The sequence below is a fragment of the Methylomonas sp. Uni0009 genome (assembly GCF_054188105.3).
Genome location: NZ_JBTAFN010000001.1, coordinates 2,706,198 through 2,731,056 on the forward strand (window position 1 = coordinate 2,706,198; position 24,859 = coordinate 2,731,056).

The following is a 24,859-nucleotide window of genomic DNA, read 5'->3' on the forward strand; positions in this document are numbered from 1 at the left end:
TAGCGCATTATGTGGTCAGGATTGTACAACAAGCCAACCAAGGGTGATTCCGATGAATAATAAATATCATAAATTGAGATATATCGTCATGCTGGGGCTGTTTGCCGCCGGCGTCAATGCTGCGGATATCGAAGCAGGCAAGGCGAAAGCGGCTGCGTGCCAAGGTTGCCACGGTGCGGCCGGCGTCAGTAGCAGCCCGTTGTGGCCCAGTCTGGCGGGGCAGAGCGCGGTGTATATCGAGAGTCAGCTGAATAAATTCCGCAACGGTCAGCGTGATAACGAGGTGATGAAGCCCTTGGCTTCAGGCTTGAGCGACACCGACATTCAAAATATTTCTGCGTATTACGCCAGCTTGCACGGCAAATCGGCCGGTAGCAGCGACGCCAATTTGGTTAAGCAGGGTAAAGACAAAGCCGCTATGTGTCTGGGTTGCCACGGCAACAATGCGCAAGGTATGGGTATGGTGCCGAAACTGGCCGGACAGCATCCGCAATATTTAGCCAAACAGCTAACCGATTTCAAAAAAGGCGCGCGCAAGGCCCCGCAAATGAATGCTCTGGCACAATCGCTTAGCGAAGACGACATCAAGGCGGTGGCCGCTTATTTGGGGTCCTTGTAAATTATTTGATATTCCGCATCGTTGAGAGTAACTAACGATGCGGTTGTTTTGTTGAATGATTCGGCTAACCTTATGTGCATAGTTCTTCAAATCCCGCAATCCAAGCGCATAGCAAATTAACAGTGTGATGAAATTAAAGGGTCCGATACGGATTGGCTTGTTGGCTTGCGCCTCCGGGTCTGCGCTAGCCGATGCGTTGTCATCCGATGTGTCCTGGTCGGTGATTGGGCGTAATGTCACGATTACTCAGCCGTTCTTTGCCGGCGCAGACAGGGGGAGTTTTGCCGGAAATTCGGCAACGGTAGGTTCGGGGGCCACCGTTAATTTGGCGGGTGGTTACAGTATTCAGGAAGGCGACACCAGTTACTGCCCAGGCTGCATTATCCAGCTTTATACCGCTTGGATTGCCCCGGCACAGGCTGGCTCGGCCGGGTTTTACTCCGGCGGGATCGGTCCCGGTTTCGGTAGCCTGAGCGGATCGTTTTCTGGCCAACTCACGGCTCCTAAAACACCGGGGACTTACTTTATCGGTCTTGGCGCAACGCTGGACTATGTTTACCAACCGAATACTGCCGGCGGGTTTGGGAAAGACCAGAATGGCATATCCGGTTTCGCGCCTTTTCAGGTAACTGTCATACCTATAGCCGTTAGTTCTATTAGTGCGAATGACAGTTTCAGCACTCTGCCCGGTTACTATTACAACACCGGCGGCGATTTCAACAACTATGGCACATTAGTCAATAACAGCGCCACGTTCAGTCATGGCTCAGGCGTTTTCGCCAATTTCGGCGCCATCAACAACCAAGGTGTAATCGAGAATGCCGGACAGATGGTCAATAGCGGCAGCATCGACAATGTAGCAGGCAATACGCTGACAAACGCCGGCGCACTGGTCAATCAGGGAAATTTCGGCAACGCCGGGCAACTGAGTAACCAAGGTACTTTCAGCAATCACGGCGTGCTGAACAATACCGGCACTATAAGCAATACCGGCCAATTCAATCTGGCGCAAACCGGCCTAATTACCGGGACCGGCGATTTCTATAACAGCGGGCAAGGGCGCGTCGATATTTCCGGTAACAACACGCATCGGTTTGATGGCAATGTCAGTAACGACGGTGTTTTCAGAACGGTAAATACCTCGGTAGCGTTTACCGGTAACTTCACGAATAACGGCCGCTATGAGAGCGACCCGTCGATCAACCAATTCAACAATCTGTCCATAGGTGCCAGCGGTTATTTGGTGGGCGGTGCCGGCGATGTTTTCATCGTAACCGGCGATTTTATTAATGCCAGCACGCAAAATACCCTGTGGAATACCGCAAATGCCGATCTGGTTTTCAGCGGCCCGAGCGCGACGCAGCATGCGATGAGCTTGGTGGGTAGCGATCAGGGGCAGACTACCGTCGGTGCGGTCAATAATTTTGCCTGGGGTTCTGTAACGGTAGCGAGCGGCAACGGTTTGAGCTTGGTCGATGGCAATAGCACGCCGGGCGCCGCATTGTATGCCAGTCGACTGGTATTGGCGGATGGCGTGAACCAATTAAGCAGCATTAGCAGCGACTACGACATTTACATCGATCCCAATCTGCCGGAAAACCAATACTTATTGGGAGCGATACGCAGTTTCGGTGGCGGTCGAGGCCAATTGGCCCCCTGGAGCCTGCAACCTTTTACAACAGAGACTAGCACCTCACCGGAATTAACCTTTAACCAGCAGACTTTCGCGCCCGCCTTGAATGAGGCTTGCGCGACCCCAAGCGGGATTTTGGCGACCCGGTGTCTGCAACTGCAAGCGCTCAGTCCGGAACAGCAAACCACCGCTGTTGCCGCATTAACGCCGGATCAGGTGCCGAGCCAGATGGCCGGGCCGGTGAAATTGGGCGCAACGCGCATGGATGGCCCGTTGACCCGATTGGCGAGCTTACGGGCAGGCGGCGGCGGTGCGCCTTTGTCGGTGAATTTTAACGGGATCCAATTATCCGCCAACCCCGTGGGCTCTCAGGGGCTAGGCGGCGCGGCGGGCGATGACGAGCTGTTCCGTGATTCGCCGCTGGGTGTGTTTTTACAAACCCGGTTTAATTTTGCCAATCTGCGCGGTGATGCGTGGGATCGCGGCTTTGATTCGCAAGCGCGCACCGTAACGGGCGGCGCGGATTATCGGCTAAGCGACAAATTGGTGGTTGGTGCCGCGTTTAACTACACGCATTCTTCCACCCAATATGCCGATTCGGCCGGCAATATGAGCAGCGATACTTATCTGGGCGCACTATACGGCAGCTATTATCTGCCCGAGGATATTTATCTGGATTGGGTGGGAAATTACGGCGGTAATGACTATGCCTTTAACCGCCAATACGCCTTTTCCGGATTCGCCGGCCAATCCGCATCGACAACCACCGGCAATCAATACGGTTTTGCATTAAGCAGCGGCAAAGACTTCAATTGGGACGAGTGGGCCATCGGCCCTTATCTGCGTTTAGAGTATCTGGGCATGACTATCGCCCAATACCAAGAGCACAGCGGCAACGGTTTCGACATCATCACCGGCGAGCAAATCAATCATTCTTTCGTCAGCAATTTCGGTACCCAAATCAGTTATGCGCTCAGCACGTCATGGGGCGTATTTACGCCGGCCGTGCGCGTGGAATGGGAGCATCAATACCTCAACGACAACCGGCTGATTCATATGCGCTTGGCTCAGGCCGAGCCGGGGCAGGGTAATTTTACGATTCAAACCGGCGAGCCCGACCGCGATTATGTCAATATCGGTGGTTCGCTCAGCGCTACTTTGCCCAATGGCGGCTCAGGGTTCGTGCGTTATGAAACCCGCTTGGGCCAAACCAATATTTCCGACCATATTCTGGAAGCGGGCTTGCGGATGAGTTTTTAGTTACGCAAGCCCTTCCTGACTATCACCGATACGGAGGTGGTGGCGGTAATCCGGGCGGTGGTGGCGGGATGCTAGGCTGTGATGTTTTCGGGGCCGGCGATTGGTAAGAAAACTGACCGGATACCGGCACCCGGTGGCCCTTGGCATACATACATTGCACATAGGCATTGTCGTAACCTTGTTGGGTGGCATAGCCGGAGCGTCTTGATTCGCCACTGCCGACGATAGTACCTGCAACCAAACCGGTGCCCGCGCCGATTGCCGCTCCGCCGCCCCCACCAATAGCGGCGCCGGCGGCCGCCCCCACTGCCGTGCCGACTGCGGCACTGCCGATTTGGCTATCGGTGCTGGCTTGATTCGGTGTGGCTCCCACTTGTCCGGCTGCGTATTGCTGGCATTGGTAGTCGTCTTGGCGAAATTGTTCGAATGATAAGCCGGTGCCGGGCAGCGCCATCACACTCGGGCCTGAAGGCATATGGGCGCAGCCGCTCAAGGCCAGTGCCACGCAGATTCCTGCTATTGGGTTTTTACTGTTCATGTTTGCGGTCTCCTGCTAGTTTTGCGGCGTCGGCTCAACTTGTTGCCAGCCATTCGCACAGTCCTTTACATAGGGATAGTAGCCAGCCGGGTCGTTACAGTAATACCAATAGCCTTCTGCTAAAGGGGCGTTCTGAGGCTGGCTGCGCTCGCGCTCGATGTAGACCGGGGGTTGCACCGGCACCGTGATGATTTCCCGCGGGTAATACGGATAAGCCGGGTAGTAAGGATAGGACGGGTAAAACGGTCGGGGATAGAGTGGAGCGCCGAAGTAGAAGCCAAAACCCGGACGGAAGCGTCCGCCAAAATGCCGGCCGCCGTGATGATGAAACGGGTCGGCGCTCGCGCTTAGCGTCCATGCCGACAGTAAAGCTATCAGCGTGGCTGACAGCCACTTTTTGAGTTTAAACATACTTACCTCTCGTTTGCGTGCCGTATTGGAAACGGGATTTCAATCAGAACACTTAAACCACCTTCCGGTCGGTTGCCGGCGCTGATGTTGCCGCCATGCGCATCGACGGCTCGATGGGCGATGGTGAGTCCCAGGCCGGTGCTGTGCGGTTTTTGCGCTTGACCACCGCGGAAAAACGGCTGAAAAATGGCCGTCAAATCCTGATCGGGTACCCCAGGGCCGTCATCGTCCACCCGAATTCTTAAGTGACGATTAGCGCTATCAAAATCGGCGGCAATGAATACCGTGCCGTCGGCTTGACAGTGCTGCACGGCGTTACGCAGCACGTTTTCGATAGCGCGATGTAATAGTTCGCTTTGGCATTCGACCTCCACGTCAACATCGCTGAGATACCTCAATGCGATACGCTTCGGTTCAGCCTCGAAACGCACGTCGGCGACAATGTCGGCCAGTAGGTCGTCGAGATTGATAGCATCTAGTTTTCCTGGCGCAACGCTCGCTTCCAGCTTGGACAGCATCAATAGTTCGCCGACCAAATCGCTGATACGTTGCGATTCCCGTTCGATGCGTTCCAGCGTGGCCGGCAATTTTTCCGGTTGTTGTTGGGCTAGGCCGATAGCGGCTTGGATACGCGCCAACGGTGAGCGAAGTTCGTGGGATACATCGTGCAGCAGACGTTGCTGAGCATTGATTAGCGAGCAGATTTGTTGCGCCATATGGTCAAAGTCACGACCCAGGTCCGCCAATTCGTCGCTGCGTCTACCCATTGCATTGCCGATGCGGGTATTTAGCCGGCCTTGAGCTACAGCGCTTAAAGCGTCGCGCAGGCTGCGAATGGGTTTGGCGAAATACCAGGCCAACAGTCCGCTGAACAGCAGGCTAGCCAAGCTGCCGGAGATTATCGGTAAAATCGGCGTGGGCGGCTCGCGGCGCGGGCGAGGGCCGTGCTCTTCCGGGTTACCGCTCGACGGGGGCGGCCGGTCTCCAAAAAGGGGGCCGTCGAAGCCAAATGCAGGCAGTTCGGGATTGCCCGGAAATGACGGCCTGAACAGGCTGCCAAAACCGTGTTCCGGCAAGGGTACGAAAAGTAGATAACGATGGCCGTCGTCGGCCGCAATCATTTGGATGGCATCCGGGAAGGCGTTTTTTCGCTGTAAGGCTCTGGCCTGCTGCAATACCTCTGTCGCTAAGGGTCTGCCCAACAATTCGCGGTCCGTATCGTCTACCGCGTATATCGGTGGAAAACGGGTGTTTTGCAAGGTCTGAATAAAATCGTGCAAGCCCTTGACGCCGCCATGCGGCAGGGTGCTGGCGGCCAGCTTGACTAGCGAGGCGCGTCTGACATCGACGACATCGGCTGACTTGGCGGACTGGTTTTGCTGCGCGGAGTGTCTGAGCCAGACGGCTGTACCCACACCGATGCCCGCGGTTAATAGAGCCAGCCAAAATGCGAAGAAAAACTTCCAAAATAATCTGCCCATCTTATACCTTAATCATCTGGTAGCCTTGGCCGCGCACGGTCTGAATGTAAGAGCGGCCGTCCGGCTGGTTGCCGAGTTTCTGGCGGATGCTGCTCATATGGACGTCAATGCTACGGTCGAAACGCGCCAGAGGCCTGCCCAGGGCTTTTTCGGAGAGCTCGTTTTTGCTGACGACCCGGCCCACCTGACTGGCCAAAGTTTCCAGCAAATTGAACTCGGTGCTGGTTAGGTCCAGGTCTTGTTCAAACCAGGCAGCTTTGCGTTTTTCCGGCCACAGTTTCAACGGCCCGGCCACAATCGGTCCCGGCGAGAGACTGGCGGCGGGCTGGGTTCGGCGCAAAATAGCCCGAATTCTGGCAACCAGTTCTCTGGGCGTGCAGGGCTTGGGGACGTAATCGTCGGCGCCGGATTCCAAGCCAATGATGCGGTCCACGTCATCGCCCTTGGCGGTAAACATCAGTATCGGCACCCGGCTTTCCAGGCGGATGTGCGTCAATATCTCGGTGCCTTTGATATCCGGCAGCATGATGTCCAAAATGACTAATTGATATTCGCCGGATAGGGCATGTTGCAGTCCGGAGGCGCCGGTATGGCTGACGTCCACATTAAAACCTTCCTGCGTTAGATACTCTCGGAATAATCCCGCCAGTTCGACATCGTCATCGATAATTAACACTTTGTGCATGGTTCTCGCTCGTTGGCTGTGTGTTCATCATCATAGCCGCGGCTTCCGTAGACAACCAGCAGGGTTTACCTGATTTTACACGGCACTAACAGCACTTAACCTCTGATTTGAAATACTGGCTACGACGAAATTGAACAAGTTTTGTCCTTGGATTTATCATCGTTTTGTGGAGAGTGTTATGAAAAAATTAGTGTTAGTGCTTGGCTTGTTACCCCTAACTGCAATGGCTGAGCCGCCGCACGGCGGGCACCACGGCGGCGGCAAACCGCCGATGCATAGGTTTGGCGAAGCGGACGGCGAGCAACATTTGCCGAGATTTTTAAAAAATCTTGATCTCAGCGAAAAACAGGAAGCCGATATCAAGAATTTAATGAAAACCCGATTCGGTGACGGCCAGGCCCGATTTAAAGACGAGCATGCGCTACGAGCCGAATTGCACGCTTTGAGCTTTTCCGCGGATTACAATGAGGAAAAGGCCAAAGCGTTGCTTGAGAAATCTGCGGCGATGCATCAGCAGATGGCCTTGGAAAAATCCAAGCTTGATCATGACGTGTTTATGCTGTTGACGGCGGCGCAGCAAGAAAAACTGCAAGCCGAAATCGGCAAATTCGAACATTGACTGAACCTGTTGTCCTTACACAGCCCGGTGCAGTGGCTGCTGGCGCCCGGGCAGCTCGGATAAGGCGGAATTGGCAATAAATACAGTGCCTTTGTGAAACAGTGGAATCTCGGTGACGCACCAAGTTAGAAAATTGTTAATGACCAAACAGCCATAATTTCGTAAAATCACCTAAGTTTTTATCTATCAGGAACGGGATGAATCGCAAGATTTATCCCGTTTTCTACATCTAAGGTGGCCAATCTTGAACAAACCTGCATTACTGGTACTAGAAGACGGGACGGTGTTTCACGGCATTTCGATAGGTGCCGACGGCTGTTCCGTGGGAGAAGTGGTTTTTAACACGGCATTGACCGGCTATCAGGAAATTCTCAGCGATCCGTCGTACGCACGGCAAATCGTCACATTGACGTATCCGCACATCGGCAATGTCGGTACTAATCCTGAAGACGACGAATCTGTCAAAGTGTTTGCCAGCGGCCTGGTGATACGGGATTTGCCTTTGCTGGCCAGCAGCTGGCGTAACGCGAAAACCCTTCCCGAATATCTGCGCGAGCACAACGTGGTGGCAATTGCCGACATCGACACCCGCAAATTAACCCGCTTGCTACGCGACAAAGGCGCGCAACGCGGTTGCATCATGGCCGGCGAATCGGTTGATTTAGACGCTGCGAAACAGGCCATTGAAGGCTTTCCAGGCTTGAAAGGTATGGATCTGGCGAAGGAAGTGACTACCGCGCAAGCCTATGTCTGGACCGAAAACGTCTGGAAGCTGGGTGAAGGTCATCAACAAGCGCCTGATTTGACCAAGCATGTAGTGGCTTACGATTTCGGTATCAAGCGCAATATCCTGCGTTTGTTGGCCAACCGCGGTTGCAAGGTCACGGTCGTTCCGGCCAAAACGCCCGCCGCCGAAGTGTTAGCAATGAATCCCGACGGCGTGTTTTTATCCAACGGTCCTGGCGATCCGGAGCCTTGCACCTATGCCATCGAAGCGATCAAAACCATCCTGGACAAAAAAGTGCCGGTATTCGGTATTTGTTTGGGCCATCAGTTATTGGCTTTAGCCAGCGGCGCGAAAACCGAGAAAATGAAATTCGGCCATCACGGTGCCAACCATCCGGTGCAAGAACTGGCAACCGGCCGGGTGATGATCAGCAGCCAAAACCACGGTTTTGCCGCTAGCGCCGACTCTTTGCCCGCCAACCTGAAAGCCACCTACGTATCGCTGTTCGACGGCAGTTTGCAGGGCATCGCCCGCACCGATGTGCCGGCCTTCAGCTTTCAGGGGCATCCGGAAGCCAGTCCCGGCCCGCACGATGTCGAGTCCTTGTTCGACGATTTCATCGATTTGATGAACCAGCCTCGTTCCGCTTAAGTTTTATACAGAGTGATATGCCAAAAAGAACCGACATAAAATCGATTTTATTACTGGGCGCAGGACCGATTGTCATCGGTCAGGCTTGCGAGTTTGATTATTCCGGCACCCAGGCTTGCAAAGCGCTACGGGAAGAGGGATACCGGGTGATTCTGGTCAACTCCAATCCGGCGACGATCATGACCGACCCGGATATGGCCGACGCGATTTACATCGAGCCTATCGACTGGCAGACCGTTGAGAAAATCATCGAAAAAGAACGTCCCGACGCCATCCTGCCGACGATGGGCGGCCAGACCGCGTTGAACTGCGCGTTGGCGCTGGACAAACACGGCGTATTGGCAAAATACGGCGTGGAGATGATAGGCGCGACCAAGGAAGCGATTAATATGGCCGAGGATCGCGCGCTGTTCAATGAAGCGATGGCGCGCATTGGTTTGGAAGTGTCCAGAGCCAAGGTCGCACACAGCATGGAAGAAGCGTTTGCCGCACAGGAAGAAGTGGGTTATCCCACCGTGATTCGGCCCTCGTTCACGATGGGCGGTAGCGGCGGCGGTATTGCCTATAACCGCGAAGAGTTCATCGAGATTTGCGAGCGCGGCCTGTATTTGTCGCCGACCAGCGAGCTATTGATCGAAGAATCCATTTTGGGCTGGAAAGAGTTTGAAATGGAAGTGGTGCGGGATTCCAAAGACAATTGCATCATTATCTGCTCGATCGAAAATTTCGATCCTATGGGCGTGCACACCGGCGATTCGATCACCGTAGCCCCGGCGCAAACTCTGACCGACAAGGAATATCAAATTCTGCGTAACGCTTCCTTGGCGGTATTGCGGGAAATCGGTGTGGATACCGGCGGTTCCAACGTACAGTTTGCCATCAATCCCGACACCGGCCGCTTGATTGTCATCGAAATGAATCCTCGTGTCTCGCGTTCGTCGGCGTTGGCCTCCAAGGCCACCGGTTTCCCGATTGCCAAAGTCGCGGCCAAATTGGCGGTGGGCTATACGCTGGACGAGTTGCGTAACGAAATCACCGGCGGTGCTACGCCGGCGTCGTTCGAGCCGTCCATCGATTACGTGGTTACCAAGGTGCCGCGCTTTGCCTTCGAAAAATTCCCGCAAGCTAATGACAGGCTGACCACGCAAATGAAGTCGGTCGGCGAGGTGATGGCAATTGGCCGCACCTTCCAGGAATCTTTGCAAAAAGCTTTGCGTGGCTTGGAAGTGGGTGTCGATGGTCTGGATGAAATTGCCGATTTGAACGATGCTAATAGCGAAGACACCATTCTGAAAGAATTACGCTATCCTGGCCCGCAACGCCTTTGGTATTTGGCGGATGCATTCCGTAGTGGTTTGAGTTTTACTGAGATTCATCAGGCCTCGAAAATTGATCCGTGGTTTCTGGCGCAGGTCGAGGATCTGATTAATACTGAAAAAACCTTGTCCACCAAAACCCTGGCAACTCTGGAGCCGGGCGAATTATTGCGGCTGAAGCGCAAAGGTTTTTCCGACAGACGTCTGGCCAAATTACTGGAAACCAAGGAATCCGAAGTGCGCAGCGTCCGCCACAAAAAAGGCGTGCGCCCGGTTTACAAGCGCATCGATTCTTGCGCAGCGGAGTTTGCTTCCGATACCGCCTATCTGTATTCGACTTACGAACAGGAATGCGAGGCTAATCCGTCCGACAAGGAAAAAATCATCATCCTTGGCGGTGGCCCGAACCGGATCGGCCAAGGTATCGAATTTGATTATTGCTGCGTGCATGCCGCGTTGGCGCTGCGCGAAGATGGTTACGAAACCATCATGGTCAACTGTAACCCGGAAACCGTTTCTACCGACTTCGATACTTCCGATCGTCTGTATTTCGAGCCCTTGACGCTGGAAGATGTGTTGGAAATTATCGAATTGGAAAAACCCAAGGGTGTCATCGTCCAATACGGTGGGCAAACGCCGTTAAAACTGGCCCGGGCCTTGGAAGCTGCTGGTGCGCCGATTATCGGCACTTCGCCCGATTCGATAGACTTGGCTGAAGACCGTGAGCGTTTCCAGAAATTGTTGGAGCGTTTGAATCTGTTGCAACCACCCAATGCCACTGCACGTTCGGTCGAGCAAGCCGTTAATTCGGCTCGCGAACTCGGTTATCCGTTGGTCGTGCGCCCATCCTATGTGTTGGGTGGTCGGGCGATGGAGATCGTGTTCAACGAAGAAGGCTTGCGCCGCTACATGAAAGAAGCGGTCAGTGTTTCCAACGATTCGCCCGTATTGCTGGATAGATTTCTGGACGATGCGGTGGAAATGGACGTCGATGCGATTTACGACGGCGAGACAGTGTTGATCGGCGGGTTGATGGAACATATCGAGCAAGCCGGCGTGCATTCCGGCGACTCGGCGTGTTCGTTGCCGCCTTATGACTTGCCGGCACATATGCAGGATCAGCTGCGTGCACAAGTCGCGAAAATGGCCGAAGCGCTGGGTGTACGCGGTCTGATGAATACTCAGTTTGCGATTCAAGGCGAAACCATCTATGTGCTGGAAGTCAATCCGCGCGCCTCGCGCACCGCGCCGTTTGTCTCCAAAGCCACCGGTTATCCGCTGGCGAAAATCGCTGCGCGGGTGATGGTCGGTAAATCCTTGCAAGAGCAGGGCATTACCGAAGAGCGTATTCCCGAATATTTCTCAGTGAAAGAGGCGGTATTCCCGTTCATTAAGTTCCCCGGCGTCGATCCTTTGCTGGGCCCGGAAATGAAGTCCACCGGCGAAGTGATGGGCGTCGGTAAGACCTTCGGCGAAGCGTTTGCCAAATCGCAGCGTGCGTGTGGTGTGGATTTGAGCCACAGCGGCAAGGTGTTGATCAGTATCCGTGATGCCGACAAACCTAAGCTGCCGGAACTGGCTAAAATGCTGATCGACAAAAATTACGAGATTGTGGCGACTCGCGGTACTGCCAAGGTATTGAAAGAAGCCGGTATTCCTTGCAAGGAAATCTTCAAGGTCAACGAAGGCCGGCCCAACACCGTGGATATGATTAAAAACGGCGAGGTGCAGTTGATCGTCAACACGACCGAAGGTGTTAAAGCCGTGGCTGATTCGTTTACCATGCGCCGCGAAGCCTTGCAGCGCAAAGTGACCTATTACACGACGATGGCGGGTGCGCGTGCCGCGTGTTATGCCTTGGGCGAACTCGATGCCGGCGACGTGAATTGCCTGCAAGACTTGCATAAAACATTTTAACGGATGAATTTGAATTCAAAAGGGGAGCAGTAAATGCAAAAATTTCCACTGACAGTGGTGGGTGCCAATAAATTGCGCGCCGAATTGGAAGAACTTAAAACTGTGGTTAGACCGCGCATCATTCAGGCCATCTCTGAGGCGCGCGCCCACGGCGATTTAAAAGAAAATGCCGAGTACCACGCGGCGCGCGAACAGCAAAGCTTTGCCGAAGGCCGCATCGCTGAAATCGAAGGCAAGTTATCCAACGCCAATATCATTGATGTGACAAAAACCGAAGCCAACGGCAAGGTCGTGTTCGGGGCGACAGTGGAAATCGAAGATCTCGATTCCGGCAAAACAGTGACCTATCAGATCGTCGGCGAAGACGAAGCCAACATCAAGGAAGGCCGCATTTCGGTGGGTTCGCCGATTGCCAGAGCATTAATTGGCAAAGAAGTGGAAGACGTGGTGACGGTAAAAGCGCCGGGCGGCAATATCGAATACGAGATTCTCTCGGTTCAATATATTTAAGCTGATTGGTTAATGGGGAGGAACGCCTCCCCATTGGCTTTATTTTTTGGGGTTCAAACGATAAATAACGGCTATTTGACCAATAGATTGCACCAGTTCAGCCTTGGTTTGCGCGCAGATTTGTTCTCTAATAGCCGCACGCTCGTCTCTTTCCGCGCGAATTTTGACTTTGATCAGCTCGTGAGCGTCCAACGCTACATTAATTTCTTTGATAACTGCTTCGGTCAAACCTGCCTGGCCGATAATCACCACTGGATTTAGCGGGTGAGCTTCAGCTTTCAGCTTTTTCTTTTGAATAGGATTCACTCTGTTTCCTTAAACTTTAAAAACCCAGCAATTTTACACGAATAGAAAATATGGCACGCAGCAAAAGTAGCCAGCAGTGGATGCAGGAACATTTCCAAGACGAGTATGTCAAGAAAGCGCAGGCCATGGGCTACCGCTCTCGTGCCGTGTTCAAGCTGATAGAAATCCAAGAAAAAGACAAAATCATAAAACCTGGTATTAATATAGTCGACCTAGGCGCCGCGCCGGGCGGGTGGTCGGAATATGTCAGCAAAATCGTCGGTAAAAAAAATAAGGTGATTGCGCTGGATTTGTTGGCCATCGATCCTATTGATGGCGTCGATTTTATTCAAGGTGATTTCCGGGAAGACGATGTGCTGGAGCAGCTATATAAAGTGCTTGATGGCGAACCGGTTCACTTGTTATTGTCGGATATGGCCCCCAATATGAGTGGTAGCCGGGAAATGGATCAGCCGCGGGCGATTTACTTGGGCGAATTGGCTCTGGATGCCGCGCAACATATATTGGCTAAGGGTGGGACGTTTTTGATCAAGATGTTTCAGGGCGCCGGATTTGATGAATACTATAATCAAGTGCGTCAGCAGTTCAGCAGTGTGGTGATTAGGAAGCCGAAAGCTTCGCGGCCCAGAAGTAACGAAGTGTATATTTTGGCGAAGGGTTTTAAATAAAACTGCGAAAGTCGCCGTTCATAGGGCTATGATGGCGGTGGGATGCGAGTAGTCCTGATACAATTACTCGGTTTTTAAATTTTGAGGCCATTCCAGGCCGGAGCGCGTAACTTGAGCGATATGATTAAAAATTTAATTTTGTGGGTGGTCATCGCCGTAGTGTTGATGGCTGTATTCAACAGTTTCGGGTCGCGGGCGATTCGTAGCGACGCGACTTTTTCGTACTCGCAATTGATCGACGCTGTCAAAGCTGGACAAGTTCAGCAGGTTGCGATCTCCGATAATACTGTCAAAGGCAAAATGGTCTCCGGCGATAAGTTTAAAACTTATATGCCTAACGATCCGCATTTGATCGACGATCTGTTGGCTAATGGTGTGGAAATATCCGTCCAGCCTCCCGAAGAGCCGTCCATGCTGATGCAAATCTTCGTGTCATTCGGTCCGATTTTGTTGCTGATCGCGGTTTGGGTATTCTTCATGCGCCAAATGCAAGGCGGCGGCGTGGGTGGTCGCGGCGGTGCGATGGGCTTTGGTAAAAGTAAGGCGCGGATGCTGGATCAGGATCAAAATAAGGTGACGTTTGCCGACGTGGCAGGTTGCGACGAGGCTAAGGAAGAGGTCGAAGAAATGGTCGACTTCCTTAAAGACCCGTCAAAATACCAGAAATTGGGTGGTAAAGTGCCGCGCGGCGCCTTGATGGTTGGCCCTCCGGGTACCGGTAAAACTTTGTTGGCCAGAGCGATAGCCGGCGAAGCCAAAGTGCCGTTCTTCACTATTTCCGGTTCGGACTTCGTGGAAATGTTCGTCGGTGTTGGTGCCTCCAGGGTGCGCGACATGTTCGAACAAGCTAAAAAACACGCACCGTGCATCATCTTCATCGACGAGATCGATGCGGTTGGTCGTTCACGTGGTGCCGGTTTGGGCGGTGGTAACGACGAGCGCGAACAAACCTTGAACCAGTTGTTGGTTGAGATGGACGGCTTCGAAGGTCACGAAGGTATTATCGTTATCGCGGCAACCAACCGTTCCGACGTGTTGGATAAAGCGTTGTTACGTCCAGGCCGTTTCGACCGTCAAGTGGTAGTCGGGTTGCCTGACGTGAGGGGCCGGGAACAAATTCTTAATGTGCATTTGAAAAAAGTCCCTGCGGCGGATGACGTCAAAATCAAATATATCGCCCAAGGTACGCCAGGATTTTCCGGTGCTGACTTAGCCAACTTGGTTAACGAAGCGGCCTTGTTCGCCGCGCGCTACAACAAGCGTTTAGTCAGCATGGTGGACTTGGAAAAAGCCAAGGATAAACTGATCATGGGGGCGGAAAGACGTTCCATGGTGATGGACGAGAAAGAAAAGAAAATGACTGCGTATCACGAAGCCGGTCACGCTATCGTCGGCCGCTTGGTGCCTGAACACGATCCTGTCTACAAAGTCAGCATCATGCCGCGTGGCCGTGCGTTGGGTGTAACCATGTTCTTGCCTGAGCGCGATCAATATAGCGCTAGCAAACGTAAACTCGATAGCATGATTTCCAGCTTGTACGGTGGCCGGATTGCCGAGGAATTGATTTTTGGCTGGGAACAAGTGTCCACCGGTGCTTCCAACGACATCGAACGTGCCACCGAGCTGGCCAGAAACATGGTGACCAAATGGGGTTTGTCGCAACGTCTTGGTCCTTTGGCGTACAGCGAAGAAGAAGGCGAAATTTTCTTGGGCCGCTCAGTCACCCAGCATAAATCGGTTGCGGAAGAGACTTCACACACCATTGATGAAGAAATCCGGTCTATCATTGATAGAAATTACGAAAGAGCGGAAACGATTCTGAAAGAAAACGAAGATATTCTGCATGCAATGGCAGATGCCTTGATGAAGTACGAAACCATCGATAAATATCAGATCGATGATTTAATGGAAAGAAAACCGGTGAGAGAGCCGAAAGGTTGGGAGGACGATACGCCGTCTTCCAGTGGTGGCATCAAAAATGATCATTGGGATCAAAAAGATACCGACCCATCAATCGGAGGCGCAGCCGAGCAAGGCTGATGCTGTAACGGCAAAAGCGAGAGAGGCTCCGGCCTCTCTTTTTTTTGGGATTTAGTTAAGAGAATTTGAGTATGGCAAAAAAATATTTTGGCACTGACGGTATCCGCGGCAAAGTCGGTGAGTACCCCATTACTGCCGACTTCATGCTAAAACTGGGCTGGGCGACAGGCAGAGTCTTTGCCAAGGAAGGCAGTGGTTTCGTGTTGGTGGGCAAGGACACGCGCATTTCCGGCTATATGTTCGAATCAGCGTTGGAAGCTGGGTTGTCGGCGGCGGGTGTGGATACCCGTTTATTGGGGCCTATGCCCACGCCTGGTATTGCCTACTTGACTCGTACTTTGAGAGCAAAAGCCGGCATTGTCATCAGTGCTTCTCACAATCCGTACTATGACAACGGTATCAAGTTTTTCTCGGTGGATGGCGCCAAATTGCCGGATGACGTGGAGCACCAGATCGAACAGTATCTGGATGCGCCGATGACTACGGTGGAATCGGCAAAACTGGGTAAAGCCAAACGGGTCAGCGATGCGGCCGGGCGTTATATTGAGTTTTGCAAGGCAACGGTACCGCCGCATTTGGATTTTAAAGGCATGCGGATTGTTATCGATTGTGCCAACGGTGCGACCTATCACATCGCACCGCATGTTTTTAGCGAAGTGGGAGCCGAAGTTGTCACCATCGGCGCCGACCCGGATGGTTTGAACATTAACGACGAATGCGGTGCTACCAAGCCGGAAAATCTGGCTGCCAAAGTGCTGGAATTCCGCGCCGATCTGGGAATAGCGCTGGATGGCGACGGCGACCGGATTATCATGGTCGATCACAAAGGTGAAATTGTCGATGGCGACGAGTTGATTTACATCATTGCTAAATCGCGCTTGGAAGAAGGCAAATTGTTCGGGCCCGTGATTGGTACACTGATGTCAAACCTTGGCATGGAGCATGCGCTGAAAGCCGTCGGCGTGCCTCTGCTGCGCGCCAAAGTAGGCGACCGCTATGTGATGGAAATGTTATCTGAGCACAAAGGTATGCTCGGTGGCGAAGGCTCCGGACATATTATCTGTCTGGATAAAACCACCACGGGCGACGGTATTGTTTCCGCCTTGCAAGTGTTGGCGGAAATGCAACGTACTGGCAAAAGCCTGAATGAGCTTAAATCCGGTATGAGCAAATACCCGCAAGTGCTGATTAACGTCAAAACCGATAAAAAAGTCAAAATCGAAGAGATCGACAGCATCAAAAAAGCCGTGGACGCAGTAGAGAAAAAACTGGGTGAACGAGGTAGAGTGTTGCTGCGATCCTCCGGCACCGAGCCATTGATCCGAGTGATGGTGGAAGGTGTAGATCAAGACGAGGTGGTCAAGTTTGCCAACCAACTGGCCGCCGATGTCAAGAAAGCTATTCCGGCTTGAACTAAAAGGCTTAACTCGATATTATATGCGGTCTTATTTAGCTCGGAGGATGTAATGCGTCGGTCTTTGATTATGGGTAACTGGAAAATGAACGGCTCTCGGGAAGATGGGCAAAAACTTGCTCAAGCTTTAGCTGACGGTCTTGGTAATGTTCAGCAAGAAGTAGCGGTTTGTGTTCCATTCGTCTATTTGTCAGATATTCGTAGCGTATTGGCGGCATCCCCCATCGCATTGGGCGCGCAAAATGTTGCCGACCAAGCATCCGGTGCTTATACCGGCGAAGTATCAGCAGCAATGCTGAGCGAAGTCGGCTGCAAATATGCATTGGTTGGTCACTCCGAGCGTCGCAGCTACTACGGCGACACCAACGAGTCGGTTGCCAGACGTTTTTGCCAAGCCTTGAGCAAAGGTGTCGTCCCGGTACTTTGCGTGGGCGAAACACTGGAAGAGCGTGAACAAGACAGAACCTTCCGAGTTGTTGACGAGCAACTGGACGCCGTGATTGCCGCCGCAGGCATCGAAGCGTTCGAAACCGCCGTGATTGCTTACGAACCTGTTTGGGCTATCGGCACCGGTAAAGTGGCGACCGACGAGCAAGCGCAAGAAGTACACAAGTACATTCGCCAACGGATTGCCGATAGAAATCCGGTAATCGCGGAAAAAGTACAAATTTTATACGGCGGAAGCGTCAAGCCAGATAACGCAAAAGGCTTGTTTGCGATGCCTGACATTGATGGTGGTTTGGTGGGTGGCGCATCGCTGGATGCAAAAGGCTTCCTGCAGATTTGCCATTCGGTTTAGTCTCATCCGATTAAGGTCTTTATGTTGTACCAAATTATAATAATTATTCACATCTTCCTGGGTATAGGCATCGTTGGCTTGGTCCTGATGCAACAAGGAAAAGGCGCGGATGCCGGCGCGACTTTTGGCGGCGGCGCATCCGGTTCGGTATTCGGCGCGCAAGGTTCTGCCTCATTTTTGTCCAGAACCACCGCTATTTTCGCCACCTTGTTTTTTATTACCAGCTTAGGCCTGGCCGTGTTAAGTGGCTATCAAGGTAAAAAAACCGACGTCATATTGGATTCGACACCTGCTGCTGAACCCGTTAAGTCTGATGTACCATTAACGCAAGGCATGCCGGCAGACGGCAGCTTGCCGATCCAGGATGCGACTTTGCCTGCAGCGCCGGCTATCAAAGAAGTCGAAAAGCCAGCGGCAAAATAAGTTAGCAACAATTAAAGCCGACGTGGTGAAATTGGTAGACACGCCATCTTGAGGGGGTGGTGACGCAAGTCGTGGCGGTTCAAGTCCGCCCGTCGGTACCATTTGAAGATGCACGCAAGTGCAAAGAAGTGCAAAAACCCGCGAATCTTCTGGGCTCGCGGGTTTTTTATTGTCCAGCGACATATACAACTAAAAATATTACTTTTTTGCTACCGAGCCTATAGTGCCTGAAAAAAGGTAACAAAATGGCGGTTAAGGAATAAGCCAATCAAGGAAGTCAAATCGTCTGAAATATTGGCAGTGCTAAAGCCGATGTTGATAAACGGCAGCTTGAAACGGCCCACCGGTTCCACGCTGAAATCAGTTCGATCTTTGCTTATGCGATTGTCCACAACTTTACCGACTACGACCCGGCGCAATCCGTCGCCAAACAGATGCCTGCGCAAAGGGTTGAACACCGAGCTGCAATCATCGACCCAAAACTTGTAGCGCAATTGCTCAGGGATATAAGCAACTATCAGGGCACCTTTGTAGTTCAATCGGCATTCAGGCTTTCGCCTCTAATGTTTCAACGGCCCGGCGAAATCCGACAAATGCTTTGGGCTGATGTTGACCTAGTGGCGCGGGAATGGCGGCCCTATGTGTCTAAAACAGACTTTCATCATATCGTGCCGCTATCAAACCAAGCTATTGACATACTGGAAGCCGTCCAACCGCTCACGGGTGGCGGCCAGTATGTCTTTCCGTCAAGTCGGGGCGATGGACGGCGAATGTCGGATAACACTATCAGAACAGCACATAAATCGTTAGGTTATGATTCAGACGTAATGACAGCACACGGCTTCAGAACCACGGCATCAACCCTGCTAAATGAACAAGGTTGGTCACCCGATGCTATTGAACGACAATTGGCTCACGCTCCACGTGACCAGGTAAGGGCCCCCTATAATCGAGCGCAATACCTCGAAGAGCGGCGGCGGATGATGCAGAGCTGGGCTGATTACCTCGATGGCTTGAAGGCCGGCACTCAAGTAATACTGTTCAGAAAACAAGGGTAAGACTTAGCGCATCGCCTGCCGCGCGGCTTGAGCCAAGAACCCGGAACGGGTAGCGCCATGAGCTTTGGCGTATTCGTCAATACGAGTCAGCAACAGCTTAGGCAATGTAATATTGATCTTCTCGGCTGGGCCTAAATACCGTTCTACCGGCACTTCTACGATAGACCACACCCATCCGGCAAATTCTGGGTTTGCTTGGTGTTCCGCTAGCGTTTTGCCGGGTGGAATCATTGCACCATCTTCGATAACTGTTTCGCACCATAGATCAATGGCTTCTTTCGCGTTTTCGAATGCCTCGTCCAGGGTGTCGCCTGCCGAAAAGCAACCCGGCAAATCGGGCACCACTACGCCAAAAGCATGATCCTCATCACCTGGTTCTATCGCAACAAAAAATCTCATACCTTCAACTCCGCTTGTTTTAACAGCTTGTTTACCAACCCTTTGCCTAAATCGCTCTTTGGATGCGGCACCGTCAAATGCCCCGGCTTAACCGGGTGAACAAAGATGTGATGACTGCCTTTAACGCTACGCAGCGTCCACCCATCATCTTCAAGTAGCTTGATTAGTTGCCTGCTATTCATGGTGTGTATTATAACCACCATGGGGTGGCTGACAAGTCGGCGCTCCCTTTGGTATTGGAATCTTCTTGGGATGTAATGAATCACTAATCATCGATTTCTAAGTCACTCGATTTCAAAGGGCCGCCGGATTACATGGCGGGCTGTAAGTCATCGCATATTGACTCAAGAAACGGATCAAACGTATCGATATCGTGCAGCACATTGAAATCATCTTCCAATTTGCGGCCACCAAGACTTTCTGCCGGGTTTTCACAAAGGCCATACTACACAGCGAGCTTTTTAGCAGTGGATAATGCGCTAATCGCACCTCGCAGTTGCTCTAAAGCCCATAATTCGTGAAAGCGTGAATTTAGAATGCCGAAGTTAGAGTCGTCCAAGCGAGCGATGAAGGCAATTGCGTGGCTTGGCAAAACCGTTGATTGTTTCCATGTGAATAGCCTATGCTTTGCCACTGCCTCTAGCGCGCAGCCACACACAGCACGTCGTAGGGATTTTAAGATAATATTCAGCGCTTCAGACTAAGCCAAACTTGAGGTTGTAGTTTTAGTTACAGGGATGTTTTCATCAGCGGCGAGTCAGGACTTATTCAAAGGTTTACAAGGATTTTTCCCGGAAATGAATAACAAAAAAAACCTCAGCGAACGTGACATCTGCAGCAAATTTATCACGCCGGCCCTAACGGCCGCCGGCTGGGATTTGCTCAGCCAGATTCGGGAAGAAGTCGGTTTCACCAAAGGCCGCATTATCGTGCGCGGCAAACTGCATACGCGCGGTGAACAAAAACGCGCGGATTACATCCTCTACCATCAAGCGAATATGCCGCTGGCCGTCATCGAGGCCAAGGTCAACAGCCTCAGCGTGGGTGCAGGTATGCAGCAAGCGCTGCACTATGCCGAAACTCTCAGCGTGCCGTTCGTATTCAGTTCCAATGGCGACGGCTTTCTGATGCATGACCGCACCGGCTTGTCCGACAAGACTGAGCAATGGCTGGCGCTGGACGCATTCCCGTCGCCGGCCGAACTGTGGCAGCGTTATTGCCGATGGAAAGGTTTGGAGACAGACGCCGCTCGTCACACTGTGGAAATGCCGTACTACGATGACGGCACCGGTCGCTCGCCGCGTTATTATCAAGCCAATGCCATCAACCGCACGGTTGAAGCGGTAGCAAAACAACAGCAGCGCATCTTGCTGGTGATGGCGACCGGCACCGGTAAAACCTACACCGCATTCCAGATCATCTGGCGCCTATGGAAGTCCGGCGCGAAAAAGCGCATCCTGTTTTTAGCCGACCGTAATATCTTGGTGGATCAAACCAAAAACAACGACTTCAAACCGTTTGCCGCGGCGATGACCAAAATCAGCAAGAGGCAGGTCGATAAAAGTTACGAGATTTACCTGTCTCTATATCAAGCCGTCACCGGCAGCGAAGAAGAGCAAAATATCTACAAACAATTCTCTCCCGACTTTTTCGATTTGATTGTCATCGACGAATGCCATCGTGGCAGCGCCGCAGAAGACTCGGCCTGGCGCGACATTCTGGCCTATTTTTCCTCGGCTACCCATATCGGCTTAACCGCCACGCCCAAAGAAACCAAAGACGTATCCAGTATTTTTTACTTCGGCGAACCGGTTTATACCTACAGCCTCAAACAAGGTATCGAAGATGGCTTTTTGGCGCCCTACAAAGTGGTGCGCATCGACATCGACAAAGATCTGCAAGGTTGGCGACCCAGCAAAGGTCAAACCGACAAAAATGGCCAACTGATAGAAGATCGGGTGTATAACCAGATCGATATGGATCGCATCCTGGTACTGGAAAAACGCACTGAACTGGTCGCCAAGAAAATCACCGAATTTCTGACTGCCACCGATCCTTACGCCAAAACCATCGTGTTTTGCGATGACATCGACCACGCCGAACGCATGCGCCAAGCCTTGGTTAACCTGAACCCGGAGCGGGTCAAGGAAAGCCGCAAATACGTCATGCGCATTACCGGCGATGAACTCGAAGGCAAGGCCGAACTGGATAACTTCATCAACCCCGAACAGCGTTACCCGGTCATCGCCACCACCTCCAAACTGATGACGACCGGCGTGGATGCGCAAACATGCAAACTGGTGGTGCTGGATCAACATATTAAATCGATGACCGAGTTCAAGCAGATCATCGGTCGCGGCACCCGCATCAACGAGGATTACGACAAATATTGGTTCACCATCATGGACTTCAAAAAAGCCACCGAGCTATTTGCCGACCAGGATTTCGATGGCGAGCCGGTGATGATTTACGCGCCCGAAGGCGATGCTTCCCCCGTCCCACCGGACGATAATCCCGGCGCTGAAACCGATCATCCCGATTCAGAAACTACCGAAAATACCGGCGATACCACAGCAGGCGAGGGCGGCGACGAACCGCGCGGACGAGTAAAATACGTGCTCGGCGATGTCAGCGTCTATGTGATTGCCGAACGGGTTCAGTATTACGGTCCGGAAGGCAAACTGATCACCGAATCGCTCAAGGATTACACGCGCTCCACCGTGCGCAAGGATTATGCCTCGCTCGATGATTTCCTGCGCCGCTGGACCAAAGCCGAACGCAAAGCCGCCATCCTGCAAGAGCTGGAACAGCACGGCCTGTTGCTGGAGCCGCTGGCTGATGAAGTGGGTAAGGATTTCGACGCCTTCGATCTCATCTGCCACGTCGCCTTTGACCAACCGCCGCTCACTCGTCGCGAGCGCGCCGAGCAAGTCAAAAAGCGCAACTACTTTGCCAAATACGGCGAGCAGGCGCGCCAGATACTGGAAACCCTGTTGGAAAAATACGCCGACACCGGCATAGAAAACATTGAAGACATCAAAATCCTCACCCTGGACCCGTTCAAAAACATGGGTTCCGCCAGTGAACTGGTCTCGGCCTTTGGCGGCAAGCCCGCCTACCTGGCCGCGCTGCAAGAATTAGAAGCCCATCTGTATGCGTAAACTCCGGCTTTTATAATTTTTGTAGTCGATTCGCGTGGGCAGAAAAACTTGCCCACCCACCCTTTGCATATCACTCTTAACAAACATGATAAGCCCCCATTTATGAGCATTTCCGCCACCATTAAATCCATCCAAGACATCATGCGCAAAGATGTGGGTGTCGATGGCGACGCCCAGCGCCTCAGTCAATTGGTGTGGATGTTGTTTTTAAAAATCTTTGACGACCGCGAAACCGAATGGGAGATATTGCAAGACAACTATCAATCGCCGTTGCCGGAGCCGTACCGCTGGCGTAACTGGGCGGCCAATGCCGAAGGCATGACCGGCGATGCGCTGAAATCGTTCCTGGATAACGAGCTGTTCCCCTCCTTGCAGCAACTGCCGGCCAAGGGCGGCGACCAGCGCGCCTACGTCATCCGTTCGGTGTTTGAAGACGCCTACAACTACATGAAATCCGGCCAGCTGATCCGGCAAGTCATCAACAAAATTCAGGAAGGCGTCGATTTCAACAAAGCCCAGGAACGGCATTTGTTCGGCGATATGTACGAGCAATTGCTGCGCGATTTGCAGTCCGCAGGCAATGCCGGCGAATTTTACACCCCGCGCGCCGTCACCGAGTTCATGGTGCGCATGGTCAACCCGCGCCTGGGTGAAAAAGTCATGGACCCGGCCTGCGGCACCGGCGGGTTTCTGTCCTGCGCCATCGAACACATCCGCAAACAGGACGTGAAAACCGTCGATGACGAAGCCCAACTGCAAGCCAGCATCTTCGGTATCGAGAAAAAGCCGCTGCCGCATTTGCTCTGCACCACCAACATGATCCTGCACGGCATGGATGTCCCCAGCAATATCCGCCACGACAACACCCTGGCCAGGCCGCTCATCAGCTGGACGCCCAAAGACCGTGTCGATGTCATCGTCACCAACCCGCCGTTTGGCGGCATGGAAGAAGACGGTATCGAAACCAATTTTCCGGCCAGCTTCCGCACTCGCGAAACCGCCGACCTGTTTTTAGTGCTGATCATGCAACTGCTTAAAGCCGGTGGCCGCGCCGCCCTGGTATTGCCGGACGGTTTTCTGTTTGGCGAAGGCATCAAAACCCGTATCAAGGAAAAACTGCTGGCAGAATGCAACCTGCACACCATCGTCCGCCTGCCCAACGGCGTGTTTGCGCCGTACACCGGCATCAAAACCAATTTGCTGTTTTTCAGCAAAGGCACGCCCACCCAAAACATCTGGTTTTACGAACACCCCTATCCGCCCGGCGTCAAAAGCTACAACAAAACCAAGCCGATGAAGATCGAAGAGTTTGCGGCGGAGGCCGCCTGGTGGGGCAGTGAAGCGGATGGTTTCAGTCAGCGCGTGGAAAACCCGCAAGCCTGGCAAGTCAGCCTGGCAGACATCCAGGCCCGCAACTACAACCTGGATTGCAAAAACCCGCATGTCGGCGAGCAGGAAATCCACGACCCCGAACAACTGCTGGCCCAATACCAAACCATGCAAGCCGACATTGCCGCCTTGCGCGGGCAATTGAAAAATATACTGGCACAAGCGTTAGCGGACAGGAGGGCATGATGAATACACCGGTGAATATTCAGCCTTTATTTGATCAAGTCCGGCAGGTCATCGACCACGCCCATCAACAACTACGCCATACTGTCAACGATCTCATGGTGCAAAGTTATTGGCACATCGGTCGCTTGATTATCGACGACGAACAAGGCGGTGCGCACCGTGCGGAATATGGCAAGCAAACGCTAAAACAATTATCAGACAAACTGAGCGCCGAATACGGCAAGGGGTTTTCACCGCAAAATCTTTGGAATTTCCGTCAGTTTTATCTTGAATTCCCAATTCTCTCCACGGCATGGAGAGAATGACAACCCGAATTGCAACGCGACCGGGCTATATTGGAAAATGCCGGTATGCATACTGCCGCATTTACAGGAAAGCGAGATTAGCCATGCCGATCATTAGTCGATTTCTGGGGGTCGTCATCTCCATGTTCTGGAATGACCATGCTCCACCGCACTTTCACGCCAAATATGGCGATTACGAAATTACCGTCAACATTCATACTGGCGTAGTAGAAGGCCAATTCCCACGCCGCGCTTTGCGCCACGTATTGGATTGGTATGAATTGCATCAGGCGGAATTGTTGGAAGACTGGGAGCTATGCCGCAAATCGCAATTACCTAAACCCATAGAACCCTTGGAGTAACGC

Annotated in this window: 24 protein-coding genes and 1 tRNA gene; 17 read left to right on the forward strand and 8 right to left on the reverse strand. The window is 52.6% G+C overall.

All coding sequences use genetic code 11. The features are described 5' to 3' along the window. The first annotated feature begins 52 nt into the window (after positions 1-52). Positions 53-619 (forward strand): c-type cytochrome, encoded by a 567-nt coding sequence (locus tag ACWAU0_RS12750; RefSeq protein ID WP_415880200.1) that lies wholly within the window; start codon positions 53-55, stop codon positions 617-619. A 127-nt stretch (positions 620-746) separates the two neighbouring features. Then, positions 747-3,512, forward strand: coding sequence for an autotransporter domain-containing protein (locus ACWAU0_RS12755; RefSeq protein WP_458136892.1), 2,766 nt, complete (start codon positions 747-749; stop codon positions 3,510-3,512). A gap of 22 nt (positions 3,513-3,534) precedes the next feature. On the opposite strand, the gene ACWAU0_RS12760 is transcribed toward ACWAU0_RS12755, so the two are convergent. The 4 genes from ACWAU0_RS12760 to ACWAU0_RS12775 are packed head-to-tail and all read right to left on the reverse strand — an operon-like array spanning position 3,535 to position 6,627. Beyond that, positions 3,535-4,050, reverse strand: a complete 516-nt coding sequence (locus ACWAU0_RS12760; protein ID WP_458136893.1) for a hypothetical protein — start codon at positions 4,048-4,050, stop codon at positions 3,535-3,537. A gap of 15 nt (positions 4,051-4,065) precedes the next feature. After that, entirely contained in the window at positions 4,066-4,461 is a 396-nt protein-coding gene (locus tag ACWAU0_RS12765; RefSeq protein WP_458136894.1) for a hypothetical protein, read from the reverse strand. 2 nt (positions 4,462-4,463) lie between these two features. After that, positions 4,464-5,942: a sensor histidine kinase gene (locus tag ACWAU0_RS12770; RefSeq protein WP_458136895.1), complete on the reverse strand. Its 1,479-nt coding sequence runs from the start codon at positions 5,940-5,942 to the stop codon at positions 4,464-4,466. Between the two features lies 1 nt (position 5,943). Next, a complete protein-coding gene (locus tag ACWAU0_RS12775; protein WP_458136896.1) occupies positions 5,944-6,627 on the reverse strand; it encodes a response regulator in 684 nt (227 codons plus the stop codon). A gap of 178 nt (positions 6,628-6,805) precedes the next feature. On the opposite strand from ACWAU0_RS12775, the gene ACWAU0_RS12780 reads away from it, so the two are divergent. From ACWAU0_RS12780 to greA, 4 genes are all read left to right on the forward strand, one after another. Next, complete coding sequence (locus ACWAU0_RS12780; protein WP_171696156.1) at positions 6,806-7,246, forward strand: Spy/CpxP family protein refolding chaperone; 441 nt, start codon at positions 6,806-6,808, stop codon at positions 7,244-7,246. 244 nt (positions 7,247-7,490) lie between these two features. Next, positions 7,491-8,624 carry a glutamine-hydrolyzing carbamoyl-phosphate synthase small subunit gene (carA, locus tag ACWAU0_RS12785; RefSeq protein WP_458136897.1) on the forward strand — a complete coding sequence of 378 codons (1,134 nt, stop codon included), beginning with the start codon at positions 7,491-7,493 and terminating at the stop codon, positions 8,622-8,624. Positions 8,625-8,641: 17 nt separating this feature from the next. Continuing rightward, the gene (carB, locus tag ACWAU0_RS12790) at positions 8,642-11,857 is read left to right on the forward strand and encodes a carbamoyl-phosphate synthase large subunit (RefSeq protein WP_458136898.1); all 3,216 of its coding nucleotides are present in this window, start codon (positions 8,642-8,644) and stop codon (positions 11,855-11,857) included. Positions 11,858-11,890: 33 nt separating this feature from the next. Next, a complete protein-coding gene (gene greA, locus ACWAU0_RS12795) occupies positions 11,891-12,367 on the forward strand; it encodes a transcription elongation factor GreA (RefSeq protein WP_020485125.1) in 477 nt (158 codons plus the stop codon). Between the two features lie 39 nt (positions 12,368-12,406). On the opposite strand, the gene yhbY is transcribed toward greA, so the two are convergent. Continuing rightward, positions 12,407-12,673 carry a ribosome assembly RNA-binding protein YhbY gene (gene yhbY / locus ACWAU0_RS12800; RefSeq protein WP_205451089.1) on the reverse strand — a complete coding sequence of 89 codons (267 nt, stop codon included), beginning with the start codon at positions 12,671-12,673 and terminating at the stop codon, positions 12,407-12,409. Between the two features lie 50 nt (positions 12,674-12,723). Between yhbY and rlmE the strand changes: the two genes are divergently transcribed. From rlmE to ACWAU0_RS12830, 6 genes are all read left to right on the forward strand, one after another. Further along, complete coding sequence (gene rlmE, locus ACWAU0_RS12805) at positions 12,724-13,341, forward strand: 23S rRNA (uridine(2552)-2'-O)-methyltransferase RlmE (protein ID WP_205451081.1); 618 nt, start codon at positions 12,724-12,726, stop codon at positions 13,339-13,341. Positions 13,342-13,461: 120 nt separating this feature from the next. Beyond that, on the forward strand, positions 13,462-15,381 hold the full coding sequence (ftsH, locus tag ACWAU0_RS12810; RefSeq protein ID WP_205451079.1) for an ATP-dependent zinc metalloprotease FtsH: 1,920 nt from the start codon (positions 13,462-13,464) through the stop codon (positions 15,379-15,381). 71 nt (positions 15,382-15,452) lie between these two features. Continuing rightward, positions 15,453-16,793 (forward strand): phosphoglucosamine mutase, encoded by a 1,341-nt coding sequence (glmM, locus tag ACWAU0_RS12815; protein WP_033155614.1) that lies wholly within the window; start codon positions 15,453-15,455, stop codon positions 16,791-16,793. Positions 16,794-16,847: 54 nt separating this feature from the next. Beyond that, on the forward strand, positions 16,848-17,594 hold the full coding sequence (tpiA, locus tag ACWAU0_RS12820; RefSeq protein ID WP_033155613.1) for a triose-phosphate isomerase: 747 nt from the start codon (positions 16,848-16,850) through the stop codon (positions 17,592-17,594). Between the two features lie 87 nt (positions 17,595-17,681). Then, positions 17,682-18,017 carry a preprotein translocase subunit SecG gene (gene secG, locus ACWAU0_RS12825; RefSeq protein WP_445368325.1) on the forward strand — a complete coding sequence of 112 codons (336 nt, stop codon included), beginning with the start codon at positions 17,682-17,684 and terminating at the stop codon, positions 18,015-18,017. Between the two features lie 16 nt (positions 18,018-18,033). Then, positions 18,034-18,118, forward strand: a tRNA-Leu gene (locus ACWAU0_RS12830). 117 nt (positions 18,119-18,235) lie between these two features. Here ACWAU0_RS12830 and ACWAU0_RS12835 read toward each other — a convergent pair. Next, positions 18,236-18,556: a hypothetical protein gene (locus ACWAU0_RS12835; protein WP_051669681.1), complete on the reverse strand. Its 321-nt coding sequence runs from the start codon at positions 18,554-18,556 to the stop codon at positions 18,236-18,238. Positions 18,557-18,580: 24 nt separating this feature from the next. On the opposite strand from ACWAU0_RS12835, the gene ACWAU0_RS12840 reads away from it, so the two are divergent. Beyond that, positions 18,581-19,075 carry a tyrosine-type recombinase/integrase gene (locus ACWAU0_RS12840; RefSeq protein ID WP_225893119.1) on the forward strand — a complete coding sequence of 165 codons (495 nt, stop codon included), beginning with the start codon at positions 18,581-18,583 and terminating at the stop codon, positions 19,073-19,075. A 3-nt stretch (positions 19,076-19,078) separates the two neighbouring features. Here the strand turns inward: ACWAU0_RS12840 and ACWAU0_RS12845 are convergent, their stop codons facing one another. Beyond that, the gene (locus ACWAU0_RS12845; RefSeq protein WP_033155605.1) at positions 19,079-19,474 is read right to left on the reverse strand and encodes a type II toxin-antitoxin system HicB family antitoxin; all 396 of its coding nucleotides are present in this window, start codon (positions 19,472-19,474) and stop codon (positions 19,079-19,081) included. Continuing rightward, positions 19,471-19,677 carry a type II toxin-antitoxin system HicA family toxin gene (locus ACWAU0_RS12850; RefSeq protein WP_458136899.1) on the reverse strand — a complete coding sequence of 69 codons (207 nt, stop codon included), beginning with the start codon at positions 19,675-19,677 and terminating at the stop codon, positions 19,471-19,473. Before ACWAU0_RS12850 ends, ACWAU0_RS12845 begins: the two co-directional genes overlap by 4 nt. Positions 19,678-20,271: 594 nt before the next feature. Here ACWAU0_RS12850 and hsdR point away from each other — a divergent pair. From hsdR to ACWAU0_RS12870, 4 genes are all read left to right on the forward strand, one after another. Then, the gene (gene hsdR / locus ACWAU0_RS12855; protein WP_458136900.1) at positions 20,272-22,635 is read left to right on the forward strand and encodes an EcoAI/FtnUII family type I restriction enzme subunit R; all 2,364 of its coding nucleotides are present in this window, start codon (positions 20,272-20,274) and stop codon (positions 22,633-22,635) included. A 102-nt stretch (positions 22,636-22,737) separates the two neighbouring features. Then, a complete protein-coding gene (locus ACWAU0_RS12860; RefSeq protein ID WP_458136901.1) occupies positions 22,738-24,210 on the forward strand; it encodes a type I restriction-modification system subunit M in 1,473 nt (490 codons plus the stop codon). Further along, positions 24,207-24,515, forward strand: a complete 309-nt coding sequence (locus ACWAU0_RS12865; protein ID WP_458136902.1) for a DUF1016 N-terminal domain-containing protein — start codon at positions 24,207-24,209, stop codon at positions 24,513-24,515. The genes ACWAU0_RS12860 and ACWAU0_RS12865 overlap by 4 nt, the downstream gene beginning before the upstream one ends. A gap of 83 nt (positions 24,516-24,598) precedes the next feature. Next, positions 24,599-24,856: a DUF4160 domain-containing protein gene (locus tag ACWAU0_RS12870; protein WP_033155600.1), complete on the forward strand. Its 258-nt coding sequence runs from the start codon at positions 24,599-24,601 to the stop codon at positions 24,854-24,856. Positions 24,857-24,859 lie beyond the last annotated feature (3 nt).

What these genes read in the sequence shown, in the direction of transcription:
- ACWAU0_RS12750 (WP_415880200.1), top strand. Translation starts at nt 53, where the DNA reads ATGAATAATAAATATCATAAATTGAGATATATCGTCATGCTGGGGCTG.
- ACWAU0_RS12755 (WP_458136892.1), top strand. Translation starts at nt 747, where the DNA reads ATGAAATTAAAGGGTCCGATACGGATTGGCTTGTTGGCTTGCGCCTCC.
- ACWAU0_RS12760 (WP_458136893.1), bottom strand. Translation starts at nt 4,050, where the DNA reads ATGAACAGTAAAAACCCAATAGCAGGAATCTGCGTGGCACTGGCCTTG.
- ACWAU0_RS12765 (WP_458136894.1), bottom strand. Translation starts at nt 4,461, where the DNA reads ATGTTTAAACTCAAAAAGTGGCTGTCAGCCACGCTGATAGCTTTACTG.
- ACWAU0_RS12770 (WP_458136895.1), bottom strand. Translation starts at nt 5,942, where the DNA reads ATGGGCAGATTATTTTGGAAGTTTTTCTTCGCATTTTGGCTGGCTCTA.
- ACWAU0_RS12775 (WP_458136896.1), bottom strand. Translation starts at nt 6,627, where the DNA reads ATGCACAAAGTGTTAATTATCGATGACGATGTCGAACTGGCGGGATTA.
- ACWAU0_RS12780 (WP_171696156.1), top strand. Translation starts at nt 6,806, where the DNA reads ATGAAAAAATTAGTGTTAGTGCTTGGCTTGTTACCCCTAACTGCAATG.
- carB (WP_458136898.1), top strand. Translation starts at nt 8,642, where the DNA reads ATGCCAAAAAGAACCGACATAAAATCGATTTTATTACTGGGCGCAGGA.
- greA (WP_020485125.1), top strand. Translation starts at nt 11,891, where the DNA reads ATGCAAAAATTTCCACTGACAGTGGTGGGTGCCAATAAATTGCGCGCC.
- rlmE (WP_205451081.1), top strand. Translation starts at nt 12,724, where the DNA reads ATGGCACGCAGCAAAAGTAGCCAGCAGTGGATGCAGGAACATTTCCAA.
- ftsH (WP_205451079.1), top strand. Translation starts at nt 13,462, where the DNA reads ATGATTAAAAATTTAATTTTGTGGGTGGTCATCGCCGTAGTGTTGATG.
- glmM (WP_033155614.1), top strand. Translation starts at nt 15,453, where the DNA reads ATGGCAAAAAAATATTTTGGCACTGACGGTATCCGCGGCAAAGTCGGT.
- tpiA (WP_033155613.1), top strand. Translation starts at nt 16,848, where the DNA reads ATGCGTCGGTCTTTGATTATGGGTAACTGGAAAATGAACGGCTCTCGG.
- secG (WP_445368325.1), top strand. Translation starts at nt 17,682, where the DNA reads ATGCAACAAGGAAAAGGCGCGGATGCCGGCGCGACTTTTGGCGGCGGC.
- ACWAU0_RS12840 (WP_225893119.1), top strand. Translation starts at nt 18,581, where the DNA reads ATGTTTCAACGGCCCGGCGAAATCCGACAAATGCTTTGGGCTGATGTT.
- ACWAU0_RS12845 (WP_033155605.1), bottom strand. Translation starts at nt 19,474, where the DNA reads ATGAGATTTTTTGTTGCGATAGAACCAGGTGATGAGGATCATGCTTTT.
- ACWAU0_RS12850 (WP_458136899.1), bottom strand. Translation starts at nt 19,677, where the DNA reads ATGGTGGTTATAATACACACCATGAATAGCAGGCAACTAATCAAGCTA.
- hsdR (WP_458136900.1), top strand. Translation starts at nt 20,272, where the DNA reads ATGAATAACAAAAAAAACCTCAGCGAACGTGACATCTGCAGCAAATTT.
- ACWAU0_RS12860 (WP_458136901.1), top strand. Translation starts at nt 22,738, where the DNA reads ATGAGCATTTCCGCCACCATTAAATCCATCCAAGACATCATGCGCAAA.
- ACWAU0_RS12865 (WP_458136902.1), top strand. Translation starts at nt 24,207, where the DNA reads ATGATGAATACACCGGTGAATATTCAGCCTTTATTTGATCAAGTCCGG.
- ACWAU0_RS12870 (WP_033155600.1), top strand. Translation starts at nt 24,599, where the DNA reads ATGCCGATCATTAGTCGATTTCTGGGGGTCGTCATCTCCATGTTCTGG.